This is a genomic window from Arthrobacter sp. 10T425 (assembly GCF_056393985.1).
This window is the reverse complement of sequence record NZ_JBFTGZ010000009.1, coordinates 211089-229467: the sequence shown is the minus strand read 5'-3', so window position 1 is coordinate 229467 and position 18379 is coordinate 211089. Positions and strand designations below refer to the sequence as shown.

General features: G+C 68.4%; 14 protein-coding genes. 6 read left to right on the top strand and 8 right to left on the bottom strand.

What is annotated here, in order from left to right; all coding sequences use genetic code 11:
• Positions 1-427: 427 nt before the first annotated feature.
• The 4 genes from AC1DDH_RS12855 (at position 428) to AC1DDH_RS12840 (ending at position 5985) form a co-directional block, all read left to right on the top strand.
• A complete protein-coding gene (locus tag AC1DDH_RS12855) occupies positions 428-910 on the top strand; it encodes a hypothetical protein (RefSeq protein ID WP_476860382.1) in 483 nt (160 codons plus the stop codon).
• Between the two features lie 425 nt (positions 911-1335).
• On the top strand, positions 1336-1623 hold the full coding sequence (locus AC1DDH_RS12850) for an HU family DNA-binding protein (RefSeq protein WP_011776355.1): 288 nt from the start codon (positions 1336-1338) through the stop codon (positions 1621-1623).
• A gap of 232 nt (positions 1624-1855) precedes the next feature.
• Entirely contained in the window at positions 1856-4030 is a 2175-nt protein-coding gene (locus AC1DDH_RS12845) for a bifunctional copper resistance protein CopD/cytochrome c oxidase assembly protein (RefSeq protein ID WP_476860381.1), read from the top strand.
• Entirely contained in the window at positions 4027-5985 is a 1959-nt protein-coding gene (locus tag AC1DDH_RS12840; protein WP_476860380.1) for an NHL domain-containing thioredoxin family protein, read from the top strand. The genes AC1DDH_RS12845 and AC1DDH_RS12840 overlap by 4 nt, the downstream gene beginning before the upstream one ends.
• 106 nt (positions 5986-6091) lie before the next feature.
• On the opposite strand, the gene AC1DDH_RS12835 is transcribed toward AC1DDH_RS12840, so the two are convergent.
• The 4 genes from AC1DDH_RS12835 to AC1DDH_RS12820 all read right to left on the bottom strand — a co-directional run bounded on the left by AC1DDH_RS12835 (position 6092) and on the right by AC1DDH_RS12820 (position 10658).
• Entirely contained in the window at positions 6092-7084 is a 993-nt protein-coding gene (locus tag AC1DDH_RS12835) for a hypothetical protein (protein ID WP_476860379.1), read from the bottom strand.
• 134 nt (positions 7085-7218) lie between these two features.
• On the bottom strand, positions 7219-8964 hold the full coding sequence (locus AC1DDH_RS12830; RefSeq protein WP_476860378.1) for a helicase HerA-like domain-containing protein: 1746 nt from the start codon (positions 8962-8964) through the stop codon (positions 7219-7221).
• 49 nt (positions 8965-9013) lie between these two features.
• A complete protein-coding gene (locus AC1DDH_RS12825; protein WP_476955571.1) occupies positions 9014-9718 on the bottom strand; it encodes a type 1 glutamine amidotransferase domain-containing protein in 705 nt (234 codons plus the stop codon).
• Between the two features lie 70 nt (positions 9719-9788).
• Positions 9789-10658: an aldo/keto reductase gene (locus tag AC1DDH_RS12820; RefSeq protein WP_476955570.1), complete on the bottom strand. Its 870-nt coding sequence runs from the start codon at positions 10656-10658 to the stop codon at positions 9789-9791.
• 178 nt (positions 10659-10836) lie between these two features.
• Here AC1DDH_RS12820 and AC1DDH_RS12815 point away from each other — a divergent pair, with 178 nt between their 5' ends.
• Both AC1DDH_RS12815 and AC1DDH_RS12810 read left to right on the top strand, forming a co-directional pair.
• Positions 10837-11637: a glycoside hydrolase family 25 domain-containing protein gene (locus AC1DDH_RS12815; protein ID WP_476850790.1), complete on the top strand. Its 801-nt coding sequence runs from the start codon at positions 10837-10839 to the stop codon at positions 11635-11637.
• A gap of 133 nt (positions 11638-11770) precedes the next feature.
• Positions 11771-12760 (top strand): LLM class flavin-dependent oxidoreductase, encoded by a 990-nt coding sequence (locus AC1DDH_RS12810; RefSeq protein ID WP_028278201.1) that lies wholly within the window; start codon positions 11771-11773, stop codon positions 12758-12760.
• 19 nt (positions 12761-12779) lie between these two features.
• Here the strand turns inward: AC1DDH_RS12810 and galK are convergent, their stop codons facing one another.
• From galK to AC1DDH_RS12790, 4 genes are all read right to left on the bottom strand, one after another.
• Positions 12780-14042 carry a galactokinase gene (gene galK, locus AC1DDH_RS12805; RefSeq protein WP_476955569.1) on the bottom strand — a complete coding sequence of 421 codons (1263 nt, stop codon included), beginning with the start codon at positions 14040-14042 and terminating at the stop codon, positions 12780-12782.
• Entirely contained in the window at positions 14039-15220 is a 1182-nt protein-coding gene (gene galT / locus AC1DDH_RS12800) for a galactose-1-phosphate uridylyltransferase (RefSeq protein ID WP_476955568.1), read from the bottom strand. Before galT ends, galK begins: the two co-directional genes overlap by 4 nt.
• Before the next feature lies 1 nt (position 15221).
• Positions 15222-17447, bottom strand: a complete 2226-nt coding sequence (locus tag AC1DDH_RS12795; protein WP_476955574.1) for an alpha-galactosidase — start codon at positions 17445-17447, stop codon at positions 15222-15224.
• Positions 17448-17551: 104 nt separating this feature from the next.
• The gene (locus AC1DDH_RS12790; RefSeq protein WP_476887070.1) at positions 17552-18370 is read right to left on the bottom strand and encodes a DeoR/GlpR family DNA-binding transcription regulator; all 819 of its coding nucleotides are present in this window, start codon (positions 18368-18370) and stop codon (positions 17552-17554) included.
• Between the last annotated feature and the right edge of the window lie 9 nt (positions 18371-18379).

The window sequence follows — 18379 nt, the reverse complement described above, 5'->3', positions numbered from 1 at the left end:
GTGGGAGAGTAGGTCACCGCCGGAACACCATTAACGGTCGAGGACCCCCACCACCAGGTGGGGGTCCTCCCGCATTTAACCCCCCTCTCCGGCAGGGCCGGGACCCCGGCCCCGGAGCCCGGGCCCACGGCCAGCTGCCCCCAAACCGGTCCGGTACACGGCCTGCCATCACAGCGGCCCCAGGGCCCGCCACGAGCGCCCCACATCCCCGGGCAGCCGGCAGGGCATCCAAGGCCGGTGCCGGCGTCGACCCGCCAAGGCATCCCCTCACTGCCCGCCAGGATGCTTCTAAATTCGTCAAGCCGGGTTCTGATAGCGCAGCCAGCGCAGCGAAAGGACAAGCCAGCTCCTTGGAACTGGCCCCCTACATATTAAGTTCCTGGCGTTGTGCAAGTATTAGTCCACTGACCTTGGGGGGTGTCCGGTGATGATCACAGGCAAGTTCAAGTACGCCGCTACGACCACAATGCTGGGGCTGATCTGCGTCCTAACAGCCTGTGGCATGGAGGCGCAGCAGTCCTCGAATGCCCAGTCTTCGCAGTCCCCGCAGCATACGGAATTCGGCTCTATCGAGGAAGCCCGCCGAGCCGTTGCCGATGTCATTGGCTGCGAGGAAGCGCCCAAAACGGCCCCCATCATCAATCCGGAGCTGGCCGGTTACACGGCCGAATACGCCGTCTGTTCAAAACGTGTCCAGGTCGAGTGGTTCAAGACCGAAGAGGCCCGAAATGCTGAGCAGCAGCTGTATGCGGACAGCACCCAGCCTTTAGCCATCGTGGAGGGTAAAAACTGGATGGTCGTGGACATGTCCGAGGCACTTCAGGAGTCTCCGAGCGGTATGGACTTGAAGGGCCTGGCGCAAGAGCTCGGCGGCCAGTTCAAATCCTTGAATGGTGCCAAGCAGTCTTAGAACACCAAGAGTTAGGCCTCATCAGTACGTGGGAGATTCCCCTCGGAGGCAATACCATGGGTGAGCCACGCCCAAGCCAGGCCACAGCACCAGACTGCCAGCCACTCACAGAGCAGCCGGATATAGACTTACAGACCATGGGACGGGTCAGCAGCGGGCAGCGCCCGGGGTGGCTACCTGGCGGCACAAAGTACGCCGGCGGGGACCGCGGCGGAACTCGGTGAAACGGCGCCGACGAGGGGGCTTCCGCTCTCGGCGCAATTTGACGGCGATCGGCGCCCGATTCCAGTGATTTTCCCCAAAAAAGGCCGAAAACACGCGGAATTTGCCACCTCTGAGGCGCCAAGCTGGTAAGTTTTCGAACAGTGGTTTGTACGCATGCCGTGTGCAGGCTCCAAAAATCGTGACCGTCCAGGAGGACATAAATGGCTAAGAACCGTAGTGAACTTGTTGCAGAGGTAGCAGGCAAGGCCGGCACCAGCCAGGCAGCAGTCAACTCCGTGCTCGACGCACTGTTCGAGGTCTTCGAGACCTCCGTCGCCGCGGGCGAGAAGATCACCATCCCGGGCTGGCTCGCCGTAGAGCGCACCGACCGTGCAGCTCGCACCGGCCGCAACCCGCAGACCGGCGAGACCATCCAGATTGCCGCTGGCCACAGCGTCAAGCTGACCGCCGGCTCCAAGCTGAAGGCTGCAGTCGCCAAGAAGAAGTAGTCTTCTTCGCAGGCTTGAAAGGAGCGGCAACCCTCGGGTTGCCGCTCCTTTTGCGTCCCCGGCCAGTCCCCGGCCAGTCCCTAACCCGGTCCCTAATCGGTCTTAGCCCGGCCGGGCGGCCTTCCCGACGAATCCGCAGTCCTTTGAAGGCCGGGCCGGCTTGGCGGATCCCCAGAGGCCCAGCCGCCGGGGCCGATTCGCTGAGCTAGGCGGCGTAGCGGACAATGGAGGTGTGCCTTCCGCAGTAAATCCCACGCCCACAACCGCAGCGCCCGTTCCCCCCGGGGACGCACGCGGCCCTGGCTCCGGTCCCGCCGGGATTGCCCGGCCTTGGCTGATCGCAGGCCTTGGCGCGTTGTTTATTGGCCTGGTAGCGGCACTTATCTTCTCCGGCGCAGCAGCCGCCCGCGAGGTCTCAGATCCCGGGGCACTGGTGCGCTGGGGGCTTCCGGTGAGCAAAGCGATCCACAACGTCGCTGTCGCCACCGTGATCGGCGGCCTGATCTTCGCCGTCGGCATCCTGCCGCGAAACAGGAACGGCTCCCGGTCCAAGGAGCAGGACGCCCCGGAACATCCCGCCTTCACCCGGGCGCTGGCCGTGGCAGCGGCCGCCGGCGCCGTCTGGACGCTGTCCGCGATCACCGTGCTGGTCCTGGGCTACGCGGACATTGCGGGGCAGGGCATCTCCGGGGATCCGGAATTCACCCGCTCCCTCGTTTACTTCATGACGGACATCGAAACCGGACGCGCGTGGCTGGCTGTCGTAATCATCGCCGCCGTCGTTACCACCGCCCTGTTCGGAGTGCGCTCCCGCGGCGGCCTGGCACTGACGCTGGTCCTTTCGCTGATCGGTCTGGTTCCCGCTGCCCTGATCGGACACTCCTCCAGCTCCAGCGACCACGAGGGCGCCATCAATTCGCTCGGCCTGCACCTGGTCGGCGTATCGGCCTGGGTGGGCGGCATCATCATGCTCGCGGTCCTCTCCGGGGTCCTGGAGGGCACGGGCGCCGGCGGCCGCACCTCGGGGGCAGCTTCGGGGACTGCAGACATCACCGAGCCAACCCTGCGCCGGTTCTCATCCCTGGCCGGCTTTGCCTTCGCGCTGGTCTTCGCCTCAGGCGTGATCAACGCCAGCATCCGCCTCACCACATGGGCAGACCTCTTCGGCTCCGCCTACGGGCAACTGATCCTGGCCAAGACGGCAGCGGTCCTGGTGTTGGGCGGCATCGGGCTCATGCACCGCCGCTGGGTCATCCCGCAGCTGGGCAACCGCGCCATGGGCAGGTCCGCGCGGCGGGTGCTGTGGCAGTTGGTGATCGTGGAGCTGATCATCATGGGAGCGACGTCCGGGATCGCCGTCGCGCTGGGGCGTTCCGCCCCGCCGCAGCCCACCACTTTCGCCCCCGACGCTTCGCCGGCCTTCATCCTCTCGGGCTACGAGCTGCCGCCGGAACTGACCCCGGACCGATGGCTCACGGAGTGGCGGCTCGACTGGCTCTGGATCGCCGTCGTCGTATTTGGCCTGGTGTCCTACCTCCTCGGCGTACGAAGGGTGCTGAAGCGGGGCGACTCGTGGCCCTGGTTCCGGACGGTCAACTGGGTGATCGGACTCATGGTCCTCACCTATGTGACCTCGGGGCCGCCGTCGGTCTATGGCAGGGTGCTGTTTTCGGCGCACATGGTGGACCACATGGCCCTGACCATGGTGGCCCCCATCTTCCTGGTCCTCGGCGCCCCCGTGACGCTGGCACTGCGGGCGCTGACCCCCCGGCGCGACAGCTCCCGCGGCCCGCGCGAGTGGCTCATGATCTTCATCCACTCCAAGTTCTCGCAACTGGTGACCCACCCGCTGTTCGCGGCCGCCAACTTCGCCGGCTCGATCGTGCTTTTCTACTACTCGGATGCGTTCGGCTATGCGATGCGGGACCACGTGGGCCACGAACTCATGAACCTGCACTTCGCCCTCACCGGCTACATCTTCGTGCTCACCATGATCGGCACCGATCCGTTGCCGCGCCGCGCACCGTACCCCATGCGGCTGCTGCTCCTGTTGGCCACCATGGGCTTCCACGCGTTCTTCGGCGTCGCCATCATGGGCGGCACCGGACTGCTGGCCGCCGACTACTTCGGCAACCTGGGGCGGACCTGGGGCCCCGCGGCCCTGCTGGACCAACAGATGGGCGGTGCCGTGGCGTGGGGGATCGGCGAAGTGCCAACCCTGCTGGTAGCGATCGGAGTCGCCGTGATGTGGTCCCGCTCCGACGCGCGCGAGTCCAAACGCACCGACCGGGCGGCGGACAGGAATAACGACGCCGATCTCACCGCTTACAACGATATGTTTGCCAAGCTGGCCGAGCGCGACGCCAGGCTTGCCGAACGCAATTCAAAGCTGGAAGGACGCTCATGACCGAAACCGTACGCACCCACCTCCGGGTCCGGGCCTCCGAACTGGTGGGCCGCAACTGGCTTAACACCGGTGGCAAGTCCCTGGACCTTGAATCCCTGCGCGGCAAGATCGTGCTGCTGGACTTCTGGACGTTCTGCTGCATCAACTGCCTGCACGTCCTGGACGAACTCCGCCCGCTCGAGCAGCAGTACTCGGATGTCCTCGTGACGGTCGGCGTGCATTCGCCCAAGTTCGAGCACGAGGCCGATCCCGTGGCGCTGGCGGCCGCCGTCGAACGCTACGAGATCCGCCACCCTGTCCTCGACGACCCCGAGCTGGACACCTGGAAGGCCTATACGGCCCGGGCCTGGCCGACCCTGGTGGTCATCGATCCCGAGGGCTACATCGTGGCGCACCTCTCCGGCGAGGGCCACGCGGACGGCCTCGCCGTGCTGATCCCCGAGCTGATCGCCGAACACGAAGCCAGGGGCACCCTGCACCGGGGCGACGGCCCCTATGTGGCGCCGGAACCGACGTCGGGAACACTGCGCTTCCCGGGCAAGGCCCTGTTCCTGCCCGCCGGCCGCGGCGTCGGAGGCGCCGGCGACGGCTCGTGGCTGGTGACCGACACCGGCCATCACCGGCTCGTGGAACTCTCTACCGACTTTCAGACCGTGCTGGCCACGTACGGCTCGGGCGAAAAGGGCCACGCCGACGGCAACGCCGCCACCGCCCGGTTCAACGAACCGCAGGGCCTGGTGCTGCTGCCTGAGGATGTCGCCGCGGACGCCGGTTACGACGTCGTCATTGCCGACTCAGTGAATCACCGGCTCCGCGGGCTGTCCCTCACGGACGGCACCGTCCGGACGCTGGCCGGCAACGGCGTACAGCGGCTGCTGGAAACCGGTCCGGCCCGCGTGGACGAGGAAGGCGCCGCCTACGGTACCCGGCTCGAGGCGGACCCGCTCGCGGTGTCCCTGAGCTCGCCGTGGGACGTCGTCTGGTCCACCAAGCTCAACGCCGTGGTGGTCGCGATGGCGGGAGTGCACCAGATCTTCAGCTTCGACCCGACCTCCGGGGCCGTAAAGATCATCGCCGGCAACGGCCTCGAAGGGCTCCTGGACGGCCCGGCCGCTGAAGCCTGGTTCGCCCAGTCCTCCGGCCTCGCCGAAGACGCGGACGGCAACATCTGGGTGGCTGACTCCGAGACCTCCGCCCTGCGCAAACTCGTGATTGATGACGCGGGCAGCATCACCGTCGAGTCGGCGGTGGGCAAGGGCCTGTTCGACTTCGGCTTCCGCGACGGACCCGCCGGGGAGGCGCGGCTGCAGCACCCGCTCGGCGTCACGGTGCTCCCTGACGGTTCGGTGGCCATCGCGGACACGTACAACGGCGCAGTCCGCCGCTACGACCCCGCAACGGGCACGGTCTCCACGCTGGCCCGCGGACTGTCCGAGCCCTCGGACGTGATTGTGGACCACACCCAGGTCGCCGGATCCGAGCCGTTGCTGGTGGTGGTCGAGGCCAACAAGCACCAGCTCGTGTACGTGCCCATCCCGAAGGAAGCCCAGCAGGTGGACGAGGGTGCGGCGCAGACCCACCGGCCCAAGAGCCCCGTGGCGCCTGGGCCGCTCGAACTGGCGGTCCGCTTCACGGCGCCCACCGGTCAGAAGCTGGACGACCGCTGGGGCGATCCCACCCAGTTGAAGATCTCGTCCACACCCCCCGAACTGCTGGTCTCCGGCGGCGGGACGTCCGTGGGGCTCCTGCGCACCCTGGAGCTTTCCTCCGACGTCCCCGAGGGCGTCCTGCACATCACCGCCCGCGCGGCCGCGTGTGACGGGCCCGAAGACGCCGACGGCGAGATCCCGGACCATGCGGCCTGCCACCTCTACCAGCAGGACTGGGGAATCCCCGTGCTCCTGCAGGCCGACGGAGACACCGAGCTGGTCCTGGACCTGCGCGGAATGGACTGAGCCGCTGCGCCAAGGCTGAGCCGAAGGCTGCTGTCCGTGACCCTGAATCACGGACAGCAGCCTTTTGGCTTTCTTCGGGCCTCCGGCCGCGGAGCCCCGGCGGGTACTAGTAGTCCAGCTGCGGCGTGAGCTTGACGGTGTCGCCGTCGATGTCCAGACGGGTCGTGAAGCTGAAATCGTGGACGGAGTCGATGTCGGACACGGCGCCCGAGAACAGATCCTGTTGGCGGGCCTTGATCCGGGCTTTGCCGTCGAGGGGCGCCACCACCCAGCGGCCGCCGAACGGCTCGATGCTGACGCTCGGGTAGTCCGTGATGCTCCAGTCGATGGTTCCGTCCATCACGCGGTTGTTGGTGGCGTGGTAGAACGGGCAGTTGGGCTGCAGCTTCTGCTGCTTGTCGGCCTCGTCCGCGCAGGAGTCCAGGAACTCCTTGACCTTGCCGCTCACGGCCTCCTTCAGGGCGCCCGTGGCCTCGGTCAGCAGGTTCAGCGGCGCCGGAGGCGCGTCCGCGGCCGACACGGTGGCGCGGGTGGCCGGGGCGGAGAAGTACTGGCCGTTCAGGGTCGCCTCGTACTCGCCCGGGTAGAAGACTGCGAAGGAGTTGCGGCCGTTGGGCATGTTCACCGGCACGCCGTTGAGGGTGGCCTCGCTGGAGTTGACCACGGTGACGTCCAGGACGGGCAGCTCAGAGGGGACGAAAGACCATTTGTGGAAGAACAGCCACTCGGTGCCGGAGCGCTCCAACAGGAACTCGGTTCGCAACTTGTTGCCGTCGACGGTGTACTCCATGGGCACCATGACCTGATTGGCACCGCGCTCTTCCGCGGCGCCAAGCTTGACGTCGGAGATGCGTGCCGCCGCGGTTTGCAGGGCCGTGCCGTCGAGCATCGCCGGGTTGCTTTGTGGCACGGAGGCGCGCAACAGGCCCAGCGCCTTTTCGCCATCGCCCTTTTGCAGGGCACTCAAATATTCGCGGACTGGCTGCTGGGGCCCGGCAATGGAGTCGTTCACCAGGTTGATCGACACGATGGCCCCGGCGACGGCAAGCATCAGTCCCAGCAGCCACACTGCTGCGATTTTGACCAACGCCTGACTCATCTGCACCATTCTTACGTTACCTGTACCCCACAGGAATCCCGGTGTCACAGTCCGCATCTGTGACGCGGAGCATGGCTGAAGGCCGCCGGGCCCGCGGGCCGGGAACGTTCGGTTGGATGCCGCCGCGGTGATCCCTAGCGGCGGCGGCGTTTGGAGGAAGTGCCGAAGACGCCGCGGAGCAGTTCCCTGCCAAGCTGGGTCCCCAGCGAGCGGGCCATGCTCTGAAGGCCACCGCCCAGGGCCCCCGCGAGTTCGCCGCCAATGCCCCCGCCACCGCCGGCCGGCGGCTGCGCCGGCCGGGGGGCACGCCGCTCGGCCACGTTGTCATCGTCGGGCATCCTGGGCGCCGGCGCGGGGCGGCTGCTGGGGCGGCCAAGGATTTCCTCCTCGATCCGTCGGGCTTCGGCGTCGATGGCGCGGGGGTCCAAACCGCCGCTCTGGGCGGATTCCTGGCTGCCGCCGTCCCGTGCGCCGCCGTGGTGTGCGGTCCCGGCCGCCGGCCCGGTGGCAGCGCCTGTGCGGTCACCGCCTTCGGCGGCGATCTTCTCGTACGCCGAGATGTTGTCGACGGCGGTGCCGTACTTGGGCAGCAGGGCGGAAGCGGCGACGGTGCTGGAGATCAGCTCGTCGGTGCTGGGACCCATCACGGACTCCGGGGCGCGGAGCCGGGTCAGCGCCACCGGGGTCGGCGCGCCCTTCTCATTCAGGACTGTGATGACGGCCTCGCCGATGCCGGCGGTAGTGAGGGTCTCCTCGAGGTCGTAGTCGCTGGTCGGGAAGGTCGAGACGGTGGCCCTGAGGGCCTTGGCGTCCTCCGGGGTATAGGCGCGGAGGGCGTGCTGCACGCGGTTTGCCAGCTGGCCGAGGACGTCGGCGGGGACGTCCTTGGGGGTCTGCGTCACGAAGAAAATTCCGACACCTTTGGACCTGATGAGCCGGACGGTGGTGGTGATCGCATCCAGGAAGGCTTTCGAGGCGCCGTTGAACAGCAAGTGGGCCTCATCGAGGAAGAAGACGAGCTTGGGCTTGTCGAGGTCACCGGCCTCGGGCAGGTCCTCGAAGAGGTCGGCCAGCAGCCACATGAGGAACGTTGAGAAGAGCATGGGCTTGGTCTGCAGCGTCGGAAGCTCCAGGCAGCTCACCACACCGCGGCCGTCCGGCGCGGTACGCAGCAGTTCGGCGGTGTCGAACTCGGGTTCGCCGAAGAACTTCTCCATACCCTGCGCCTCGAGCGTGATCAGTTCGCGCAGGATCACGCCGGCGGTTGCCTTGGAGAGGCCGCCGAGTTCCTCAAGTTCGTCCTTGCCCTCGGCCGAGGTCAGGAATTGGATCACGGCCCGCAGGTCCTTGAGGTCGATCAGCTCCAGGTCTTTCTTGTCCGCGAAATGGAAGACGAGCTGCAGGCTGGATTCCTGGGTCTCGTTCAGGTCCATGATGCGGGAGAGCAGGATGGGGCCGAAGGAGGTGATGGTGGCGCGGACCGGTATGCCCTTGCCGTCGCCGCCGAGGGCCAGGAACTCCACCGGAAAAGTCTTGCCCGACCAGGCCTGGCCGATGCTCTCCGTGCGGGCCAAGAGTTTTTCGGTGCCCGTGGCGGCGGTGGCCAGGCCCGAGAGGTCGCCCTTGATGTCGGCCAGGAACACGGGCACGCCGGCGGTGGAAAGCTGTTCGGCCATCATGTGCAGCGTGACGGTCTTGCCCGTGCCTGTCGCCCCGGCCACGAGGCCGTGCCGGTTCATCATCGCGAGCGGCAGCCGGACGGAGGCTTCCTTGTGGAGTTCGCCGTCGACGATCGCCGCGCCGAGCTCGATCGTCGGGCCGTCCAAAGTGTAGCCCTGGACGATCGTGGCGACTTTGTCTGCAGTGGATTTGATGGCCATGCGGTTAGCTTAGCCGGGTCCGGGGCTCCCGGACCCGGCTAGGAGTGGCTTATTCGGCGAGGGCCTTGAGGACCTCCTTGGCCACGTCCTCGCTGGACTGCGGGTTCTGCCCGGTGATGAGGTTTCCGTCCCGCACAACGTGAGACGTCCAGGCCGCGCCGTTCTCCACTACCGCGCCCTTCTCCTTCAGGACATCCTCCACGAACCACGGTGTATTGGGTCCCGTGCCGCCACTCAGCTCCTCCTCATTGGTGAAGACGGTGAGGCGGCGTCCGGCGAAGGTGAACGCGCCGTCGTCGTCCGTGGCGCTCAACAGCCCGGCCGGGCCGTGGCAGAACGGCGCGATGATCTTGCCGGCCGTGTTGACGGCCGTCAGCAGGCGGCCAAGGTCGGCATCCTGGTACAGGTCGGCCATCGGCCCGTGGCCGCCCGGCATCACGACGGCGTCGTAGGCGGAGGCGTCGACGTCGGCCAGCACCAGCGGGTTGGACAGTTCGGCGTCGAGGGAATCGATGTAGCGGCGGAAGCTATCCGCACGGTCCTGCCCACCGGCGGACTCGGCCGCGAGGCTCACCTCATCCACCGTCGGCTTCTTGCCGCCCGGAGTGGCGATGTGCACGGTGTGGCCCGCGTCGAGAAGGGTCCGGTGGGAGACGACGAGCTCCTCGGCCCAGTACCCGGTGGGGTGTTCGCTGCCGTCGCGCATCGTCAGGGAATCTGCTGCCGAGACAACCATCAGAATATTTTTAGCCATGGTGCTGCTCCTGTTCTGCCGGCAGGGCCGGCGGACGGTGGATAAGGTGAAATATGGGAAGCGGCGCGGTTCAGCGGGTCGCTTCGAGTTCCGCATAGGTGGCGTCGTCGAGGACGACGCCGGCGGCGGCCAGGTTCTCTTCAAGATGCTTGACGGAGCCGGTGCCGGGGATCGGCATCATGACGGGGGACCGGCGCAGAAGCCAGGCCAGCGCCACCTGGGAAGTCGTGGCGCCCAGCCGCTTCGCCGCCTCGTCGAGCGGTCCGCCCGGCCGGGCCAGCTCGCCAGCGGAGATCGGCGCCCACGGAATGAAGCCGATGCCGTTCTCCTCGGCGTACTCGAGGACGTCCTCGGAGCTGCGGTCGGTGAGGTTGTAGCGGTTCTGCACCGTGGAGACGGTGAAGTACTTCCCGGCTTCCTCCAGGTCCTCGACGCTGACCTGGGAGAGGCCGAGTGCCTTGACCTTGCCTTCCTTTTGCAGATCGCGAAGCACGGTGAATTGCTCGTCGCGGTCCACCTTGGGGTCGATCCGGTGCAGCTGCAGGAGGTCGAGGGAGTCGACCTTGAGTTTGCGCAGGCTCAGTTCCGTCTGCTGGCGCAGGTATTCGGGCCGGCCGACCGGAACCCAGACGTTGGGGCCGGTGCGGGTGAACCCCACCTTGGTGGCGATCTTGAGGCCGTCCCGGTAGGGATGCAGCGCCTCGGCGAGGATTTCCTCGCTGATGTTGGGGCCGTAAGAGTCTGCGGTGTCAATGAAGTCGACGCCGAGCTCCACGGCGCGGCGCACGACGGCGACCGCGGCGGCGCGGTCTGCCGGCTCGCCCCAGACGCCGTCGCCGACGATCCGCATGGCGCCAAAGCCCAGCCGGTGGACGGTTCCCAGATCCTTGAGGGCGATCGTGGCGGATTTTTCCGGATGCTGTGAATTGTCGTGGCTCATAGGAAAGTGAACATCCTCAGTCTGCTGACTATTCCAAGGCTCCCTAACGGGGCGTCCCCGCCCGTCGATGCGGGGGCGCCCGCAGGCGTGCGTTCCGGGCATTCCGACGGCAAAACCTGCGCCGTGACGGAATTACGCCACCGATTAGCGTTTCTGCGATTTTGCCTTAGACTGTGGCATGCCCAACTCGTTCCCGCGCATCGTGCTGGCCTTTGCCGTGACCCTCGGCCTTGTCCTGCTGGGCGGAAGCCCCGCTTCGGCCGCTACGGCCAGTACCTCGGGACCCGGAATCGATGTGTCCTGGCCGCAATGCGGGAAGACCCTCCCAAAGCAGCCGGCCTTCGCGATCGTCGGCGTCAACCATGGCCTGGCCAACAACACGAACCCGTGCCTGGCAAGCCAGCTGGCCTGGGCCAAGACCGCAAAGTCCCCGGCAGCGACGGCGCAGCCGAGGGTGGCGCTGTACGTCAACACGGCCAACCCCGCCCGGCAGGGGTCCTGGTGGCCCACGTTGAACACCTACAACGGGGTGAAGGTCACGAACCCCTACGGCAACTGCGCCTTGGGGTCGCTCAAAGCCTGCTCCTATATGTATGGGTGGGCCAAGGCGTCCGACGACGCCAAGCGCCGCGGGGTCGGCAACCCGCAGTCCTACCTCTGGTGGCTGGATGTGGAAACGGAAAACACCTGGCAGGCTGACAAAGCCGCCAACGTCGCCGTCCTGGAAGGCATGGCCGCCTACTTCAAGAAGATCGGCGCCCGCGTGGGCCTCTACTCCACCGCCTACCAGTGGGGGGAGATCGCCGGAACCGTGAAGTTCGCCAGCCCGCTGGCAGGTCTGCCGAGCTGGCTCGCTGGAGCGGGATCGGCGGCCGGGGCCAAGGCGAACTGCGCCCGCCCCGGACTCACCCCGAACAGCCGCGTCTCGATGACGCAGTACATCTCCGGGGGCCTTGACTACAACTACTCGTGCCCCTGAGCCGCCTGCAGAAATATCCCGGGGGCCGCCGTCGTTGACCCCAGTGTGCCCGCGCCGGAAACCCGGTGCCGCCCAGGACCGCAGTCCAAACTCCGGCCCGCACACTGCTCCGCTACGAAAGGCCGGCTTTTCCGTGACTGTTCCGCTTTCCATTCTTGATCTCGCTACCATCGGCCCGGGCCAGACGGCGGCGGAAAGCTTCGCCGGCAGCGTGGCCATGGCGCAGCTCGCCGAGGACCGGGGTTACCGGCGGATCTGGTACGCCGAGCACCACAACATGTCCGCGATCGCCTCGTCCGCCACGAGTGTGCTGATCGCCCACGTCGCGGCCCACACCTCCAGCATCCGGCTCGGCGCCGGCGGCGTGATGCTGCCCAACCACTCGCCGCTGACCATCGCCGAACAGTTCGGCACGCTTGAGACCCTGCACCCGGGCAGGATCGACCTCGGCCTGGGCCGGGCGCCGGGCAGCGACCAGAACACCATGCGCGCCCTGCGCCGCGATCCGATGTCGGCAGACAGCTTCCCGCAGGACGTCCTGGAGCTCCAGGGCTACCTGAGCGGCCCCACCCGCATCCAGGGCGTGGAGGCCACCCCGGGCAAGGGCACCAACGTGCCGCTGTACATCCTGGGGTCCTCCCTGTTCGGCGCCAGGCTGGCCGCCCAGCTGGGCCTGCCCTATGCGTTCGCCTCGCACTTCGCGCCCAACGCGCTGCAGGATGCGGTGGCGGTCTACCGCCGCGAATTCCGGCCCTCCGCGCAGCTCGAGGCCCCGCACGTGATCGCCGGAGTCAATGTCATTGCCGCCGATTCCGCCGCTGAGGCGCAGGCGATGTTCCAGGCCACCAAGCGGGCCAGGGTTTCCTTGTTCTTCGGCAATGGCCGTGTGTTCAGCGACGACGAGGCAGACATGATCCTGGACTCGCCCCAGGGCCAGCAGATGGCGCAGATGATGAAGTACTCCGCGGTGGGCACCCCCGAGGCCGTCCTGGCGTACCTCGAGGAGTTCACGGCGCACGCCGACGCCGACGAACTGATCGTGGCGCACCAGAGCACCGGGACCGAACCCCGGCTCCGTTCCGTGGAACTTCTGGCCGACGCCGCCCGCCTCGTGCGGGCATAACGACCTGGGGCCTTCCGGGCTACAGTTCCCGGCGGGCGCCCTCGGACGCGGTGACGGGGAAGATGTGCGGGGCCGCGTATCCGGCCCGGGCGAAGTCGCGGGTAACTCCCGCGGCCACCGTTGCGGCGCCGTCGTTGCGGACCAGAGCAATGGCTGCGCCACCGAAACCGCCGCCGGTCATGCGCGCGCCGATGGCGCCCAATCCCTGCGCGCTGGCCACGGCGAGGTCGAGCTCAGGGGTGGAGATCTCGAAGTCGTCGCGCATGGACTCGTGCGATTCGTTGAGGAACGGCCCGATCGCGGCGGGGCCGGAGGTCCGCAGTGCCGTCACGGTGTCGAGCACCCGCTGGTTTTCCGTGATGATGTGGCGGACCCGGCGGTAGGTCTGTCCGTCGAGCTGTGCCGCGGCGCGGGGAAGGTCGTCCGGGCCCAGCGCCCGCAGGCTGCCGACGCCCAGGCGGCGGGCGCCGTCCTCGCAGGAACGGCGGCGGCTGGCGTAGCCGCCGTCGGCATGGGAATGGCTGGTGCGGGTGTCGATCACGAGCAGCCCCACCCCGGCACCGGCGAAGCCGAGGGCAACCGGCTCGGTCGACAGGTTCTGGCAATCGAGCAGGATGCCATGATCGGGCTCGCCAAGGAGCGAGGCCGACTGGTCCATGATGCCGGTGGGCGCGCCGACCACCCGGTTCTCGGCCAGCTGGCCGATCCGTGCCAGTTCAGGCCTGCCCAGCCCCAAGTCCCAGAGATCGTTCAGGGCCAGGGCCACCGCGCATTCGATTGCAGCGGAGGAGGACAGCCCGGCGCCGGCCGGGACATCCGAGGTCAGCGCCAGGTCCAGGCCGGACATCCGGGACGGGACGCCGGCTGCTGAACCGGACGCGACGTCGGGACCGGCTGCTGAACCGGACGCGACGCCGGAACCGGCTGCTGAACCGGACGCGACGTCGGAACCGGCGCCGGCTGCTGCCGCCCGGGACATCGCCCAGGCCACGCCGAGGGGGTACGCGGCCCAGCCGGTGAGGCTATCCGGGTCCAGGCGGTCGAGGCTTACCTCTATGACGCCGGGGAAAGAGCTGCTGGTGACCCGGAGCAGACGGTCTGCGCGGACGCGGGCCGCCACCGTGGTGCGCTTGTCGATCGCGATCGGAAACGCGAAGCCCTCGTTGTAATCCGTGTGCTCACCGATCAGGTTGACCCGCCCGGGCGCCGACCACAAGCCGTCCGGCGCGCCCCCAAACTCGCTGGAAAAGTACCCACTTTCCCGTTCAAGGACCTCGTTCATGGCTGGGCTGCTTCCTGTTCTGTTGCTGGGAGTTCTGTGCGGAATGGCTCGAGCCCTGGTGTACGCGGTGGCGGCGATGCTGCCTCCATGGCGTCGCGGAGCCGGGCGGCGGCCGTCTCCGGCGGGATGTCCGCGATGAATGCCCCCATCGCGGCTTCCGACCCTGCCAGGTACTTGAGCTTGTCCTCCTCCCGGCGGGGCGAGGTCAGCTGCAGCATGAGCCGGATGTCGTCCCGGTGGGCGTGGACGGGAGCCTGGTGCCACGCCGAAATGTACGGCGTGGGGCTGTCGTAGAGGGCATCGACGCCACGCAGGAGCTGGCGGTACAGCAGGGAGAACTCATCGCGTTCCTCGTCGGTCGTGGCGGCGAGGTCCGGGACGTGCCGGTGCGGGAGGATATGCACTTCCAGCGGCCAGCGCGCGGCAAAAGGGACGAACGCCGTCCAGTGCTCGCCCTGGAGCAGCACCCGCTCGGATTTCTGCTCGAAGCTCAGGATGTCCTCGAACAGCGAGCCGCCGTAACTTTCGATCGTGCGGACCAGCTGGGCCGTGCGCGGCGTGATGTACGGGTAGGCGTAGATCTGTCCGTGCGGGTGGTGCAGCGTCACGCCGATCGCTTCGCCGCGGTTCTCGAACGGAAAGACCTGTTCGACGCCGGGCAGCGCGGACAGCGCGGCCGTCCGGTCCGCCCAGGCTTCCACGACCGTGCGCATCCGGGACAGGGGCAGGCCCGCCAGGGAGCCGGTGTGTTCCGGGGAGAAGCACACCACTTCGCACCGGCCCACGGACTGCCGGCTGCGCCCCAGCCCCACCCGGGCGAGGTCATCCAGGCCTTCCGGCGCGGCGGCCCCCGCCAGGTCCGGCCCGAAGGAGGGGGACTTGTTTTCGAAGACGGCGACGTCGTAGAGGCTCGGAATCTCCGAGGGATTCTCCGGCGACGCCGGGGCCAGCGGGTCCAGGTGCGAGGGCGGCAGGACCACCCGGTTCTGCCGGGCTGCCGCGATCGAGATCCACTCCCCGGTCAGGGCGTCCTGGCGCATGGTGGCCGTGGGCGGCCGGACCGCCGGCGCGCGGAGATCCTCGCCCCGGTGCGGGGGCAGGGCGGTATCGGCATCATCGAAGTAGATGATGTCCCGGCCGTCGGAGAGCTTGTGGGAGCGTTTCGTAATCTGGCCCATGCTAGGGGTTCCTCACGGGGTGTGCGCTGTTTGCGGCTGGATAGGCGGCCGGAGCGGCGGCGGTGGCGCGGCGGACTGCCAGGAGCAGCCCGTGTTCCGGGTTCAGGACCGGCATTGGGAGCCCGGATTCGGCCAGGAAGCGTCCCGAGGCCTCGACGCCGCCCGCAAGCCACGCCGGTGGCGCCGCCTGCAGGAACGCCCGCCGGTCCCCGGCCGCCGGGTAGACCGCTTCCACCCGGTACGCGGTGTCCGGGAGCAGTCCGGGCAGGCAGACCTTCCCCGGGACTTCGGCGAACGACGTCGCCACCGAGACCAGGGCGTAGAGGGCCTCGCCGCCGTCGTGGGACACGACCCCGTGCAGCCGGAGGGCCGGATCGGGCTCGTCGGCCCGCACCATGCGCCCGCTGTGCAGGAGCGGCCGGTACTGCTTGAACAGTGCGATGGCTCGGGCAAGCTCGGCCCGTTCGGCATCGTCGAGGCGCCGGACATCCCATTCGAGGCCGAAGTGGCCGAACATCGCGGTGATCGCCCGGAACGAGAGATCGTGCGTTCGCGCCGTGGTGTGGCTCGTGGTGGGGCCAATGTGCGATCCGACGAGCTCCGGCGGCACCACCACGCCGGTCCAGCGCTGGATGGTCTGCCGTTCCAGGGCATCGTTGCAGTCCGAGGCCCAGATCCGGTCGGTGCGCTCCAGGATGCCGAGATCCACGCGGGCCCCGCCGGAGGAGCAGCTTTCAATCTCGACGCCGGGGTGGGCCTTGCGGAGCTCGTCCAGGAGCCGGTAGACGGCCTGAGTCTGGGCGTGCACGGACGGCCGGCCGGCGTGGCCCATCTCGGCCAGGTCCCGGTTCTGGTCCCATTTGAGGTAACTGATCCGGTATTCGCTCAACAGGGCATCGAGCCTGTCGAAGATGTATTGCCAGGCCGCCGGATTGACCAGGTCAAGGACCTGCTGGTGCCGCCATTGCACGGGCAGCCGGCCAGTCAGCCGGCCGGCCGGGCCGGCGATCCAGTCCGGGTGGGCGCGGGCCAGGTCCGAGTCTTCGTTGACCATTTCGGGTTCGACCCAGAGCCCGAATTCCATGCCGTGGCCGGTAACGGCGTCGATCAGCGGAGTCAGGCCTTCGGGCCACAGGTCCTCGTCGACGTACCAGTCGCCGAGGCCGGCGTGATCGTCGCGGCGGCCGCGGAACCAGCCGTCGTCGAGGACGAAGCGTTCCACGCCGAGACCGGCGGCCGCTTCGGCGAGTTCGAGCAGCGGCTCGAGGCGGTGATCGAAGTAGACCGCTTCCCAGACGTTGAGCACCACGGGACGGGCTTTGCCGGACCGCACGCCGGGGTGGTGCGGGCGCCCGCGGAACCAGCTGTAGAAGGCATCGCTGATGCCGTCCAGGCCCGCGGCGGAGTAGGCAGCGTACAGCCACGGGGTCTCGTAGCTGGCGTTCGCTTCCACGCTGATCTCGCCGGCGCCGAGCAGTTCCGAGGCGCCCAGGACGGTCCGGCCGTCCGCGGCGGCGTCAACGAAGCTCTCGTGGTTGCCGCTCCAGCCCAGATGCACGGCCCAGACCTGCCCGTGGCGGTTCCCGAATCCGGGGGTTCCGGCCGCGAGCAGGAGCGAGGCGTCGTGGCCGGTCCGGCCGTGCCGGCCCGAGCGGACCCATGTGCCTTGGCGCAGCGGCAGGCGCTGGGGGTGGGACTCCCGGCACCAGCGGCCGGTCAGGTCCAGGATTTCTGTGGCGGCGCGGCCCACGGGCAGCACGGCGGCGAGTTCGTCGAGGCTGTACGGACCGGCGCCGTCGTTGTCGAGCCGGTGCCGGAGCTGGAGCAGGCCGCCGTCGTTGATCCTGATCTCCGTGCGGACGCTGACACCGGCCTCGGGGTCGGCCTGGGTGATGACGGCCGAGCAGTCCGCCCCGCGGGACCGCTCGCCGCTGGACAGCTCAGCACTGGAACGTTCAACACTGACAACACGCAGACGGGCCGAGAACGCCTGGCCGTTCCGGTGGCCGCGGAGGCCGGGGCGCCCGCGCCAGCCGGAGGACGCCTGCGGGATCAGTCCCAGCGTCACCGGGACGTCGAGGGCCGAGTGCGGCACGGCCTGGCCCAACAGCGAAAGATCCGGCAGGGCCGGGCCGAGGTCGGCGCCGAAGTGCAGCATGGCGGCCTCGCCCGTGCTGAAGTCGATCAGCAGGGATGTTCCGGAGCGGCGCAGGTACAACGGCTCCACCGGAGGGACGCCCACGGGGGAGAGGGTCTCGGCGGCAAGGGTGAGGTCCGGGTTGTTCACGGCAGCTCCAGGCGTAGTGGTTTGGGTGGGCGGGGGCCGAGCGGTCAGCCTGTGGCTGCTGCGGGGCTGGCTGCGCTGAGGCTCCGGGCGTCGCCGGTATGGGCCAGACGGAGGCGGCCGACGCGCTCGCCGAGGATGCGCCGGGCCTCGCTGCCCAGAAGGTCATCGCTGATGAGTTCGTCAGCGTCCTCCAGGCCGGCGATCGTGCTGATGCCGAGGGTGCCCCACTTGGTGTGGTCCGCCAGCACCACCACCCGCCGGGCCGCGGTGACGAAGGCCCGGTCGGTTTCGGCCTCGAGCACGTTGGGGGTGGTGAACCCGGCGTCGGCGTCGACACCGTGGACGCCGAGGAACAATACGTCCAGGTGCAGCTGTTTGAGCGAGGATGTGGCCAGCGGGCCTACAAGGGCGTCCGAGGGTGTGCGCTCGCCGCCGGTCAGGATCACGGTGGACGGGGAGGCGCTCTGGTGGAAGACGTCCGCGATCCGCACCGAGTTGGTGACCACCGTGATCCGCGGGCCGGCGGACAGCAGCTGGGCCAGCGCCCACGTGGTGGTGCCGGCGCTGAGCCCCACCGCCATGCCCTCGCGCACCTGCGCGGCCGCCTCCTGCGCAATCGCCATCTTCTCGTCCTTGAGCTGGGTCACCTTCAGCTCGAAGCCTGGCTCGTGGGTGCCGGCGCCGCCGGGCAACTTGGCCCCGCCGTGGATCTTCTCCACGGCGCCCGCCGCGTCGAGGGCCTCGATGTCCCGCCGCACGGTCATCAGCGAGACGCCGAGCATCTTGGCGAGGTCCGCGACACGGACGATCCGCTCACGCTGGACCTCCGCGAGGATGGCGGAATGGCGGGCTGCGGCTAGCATGTGGAGTCC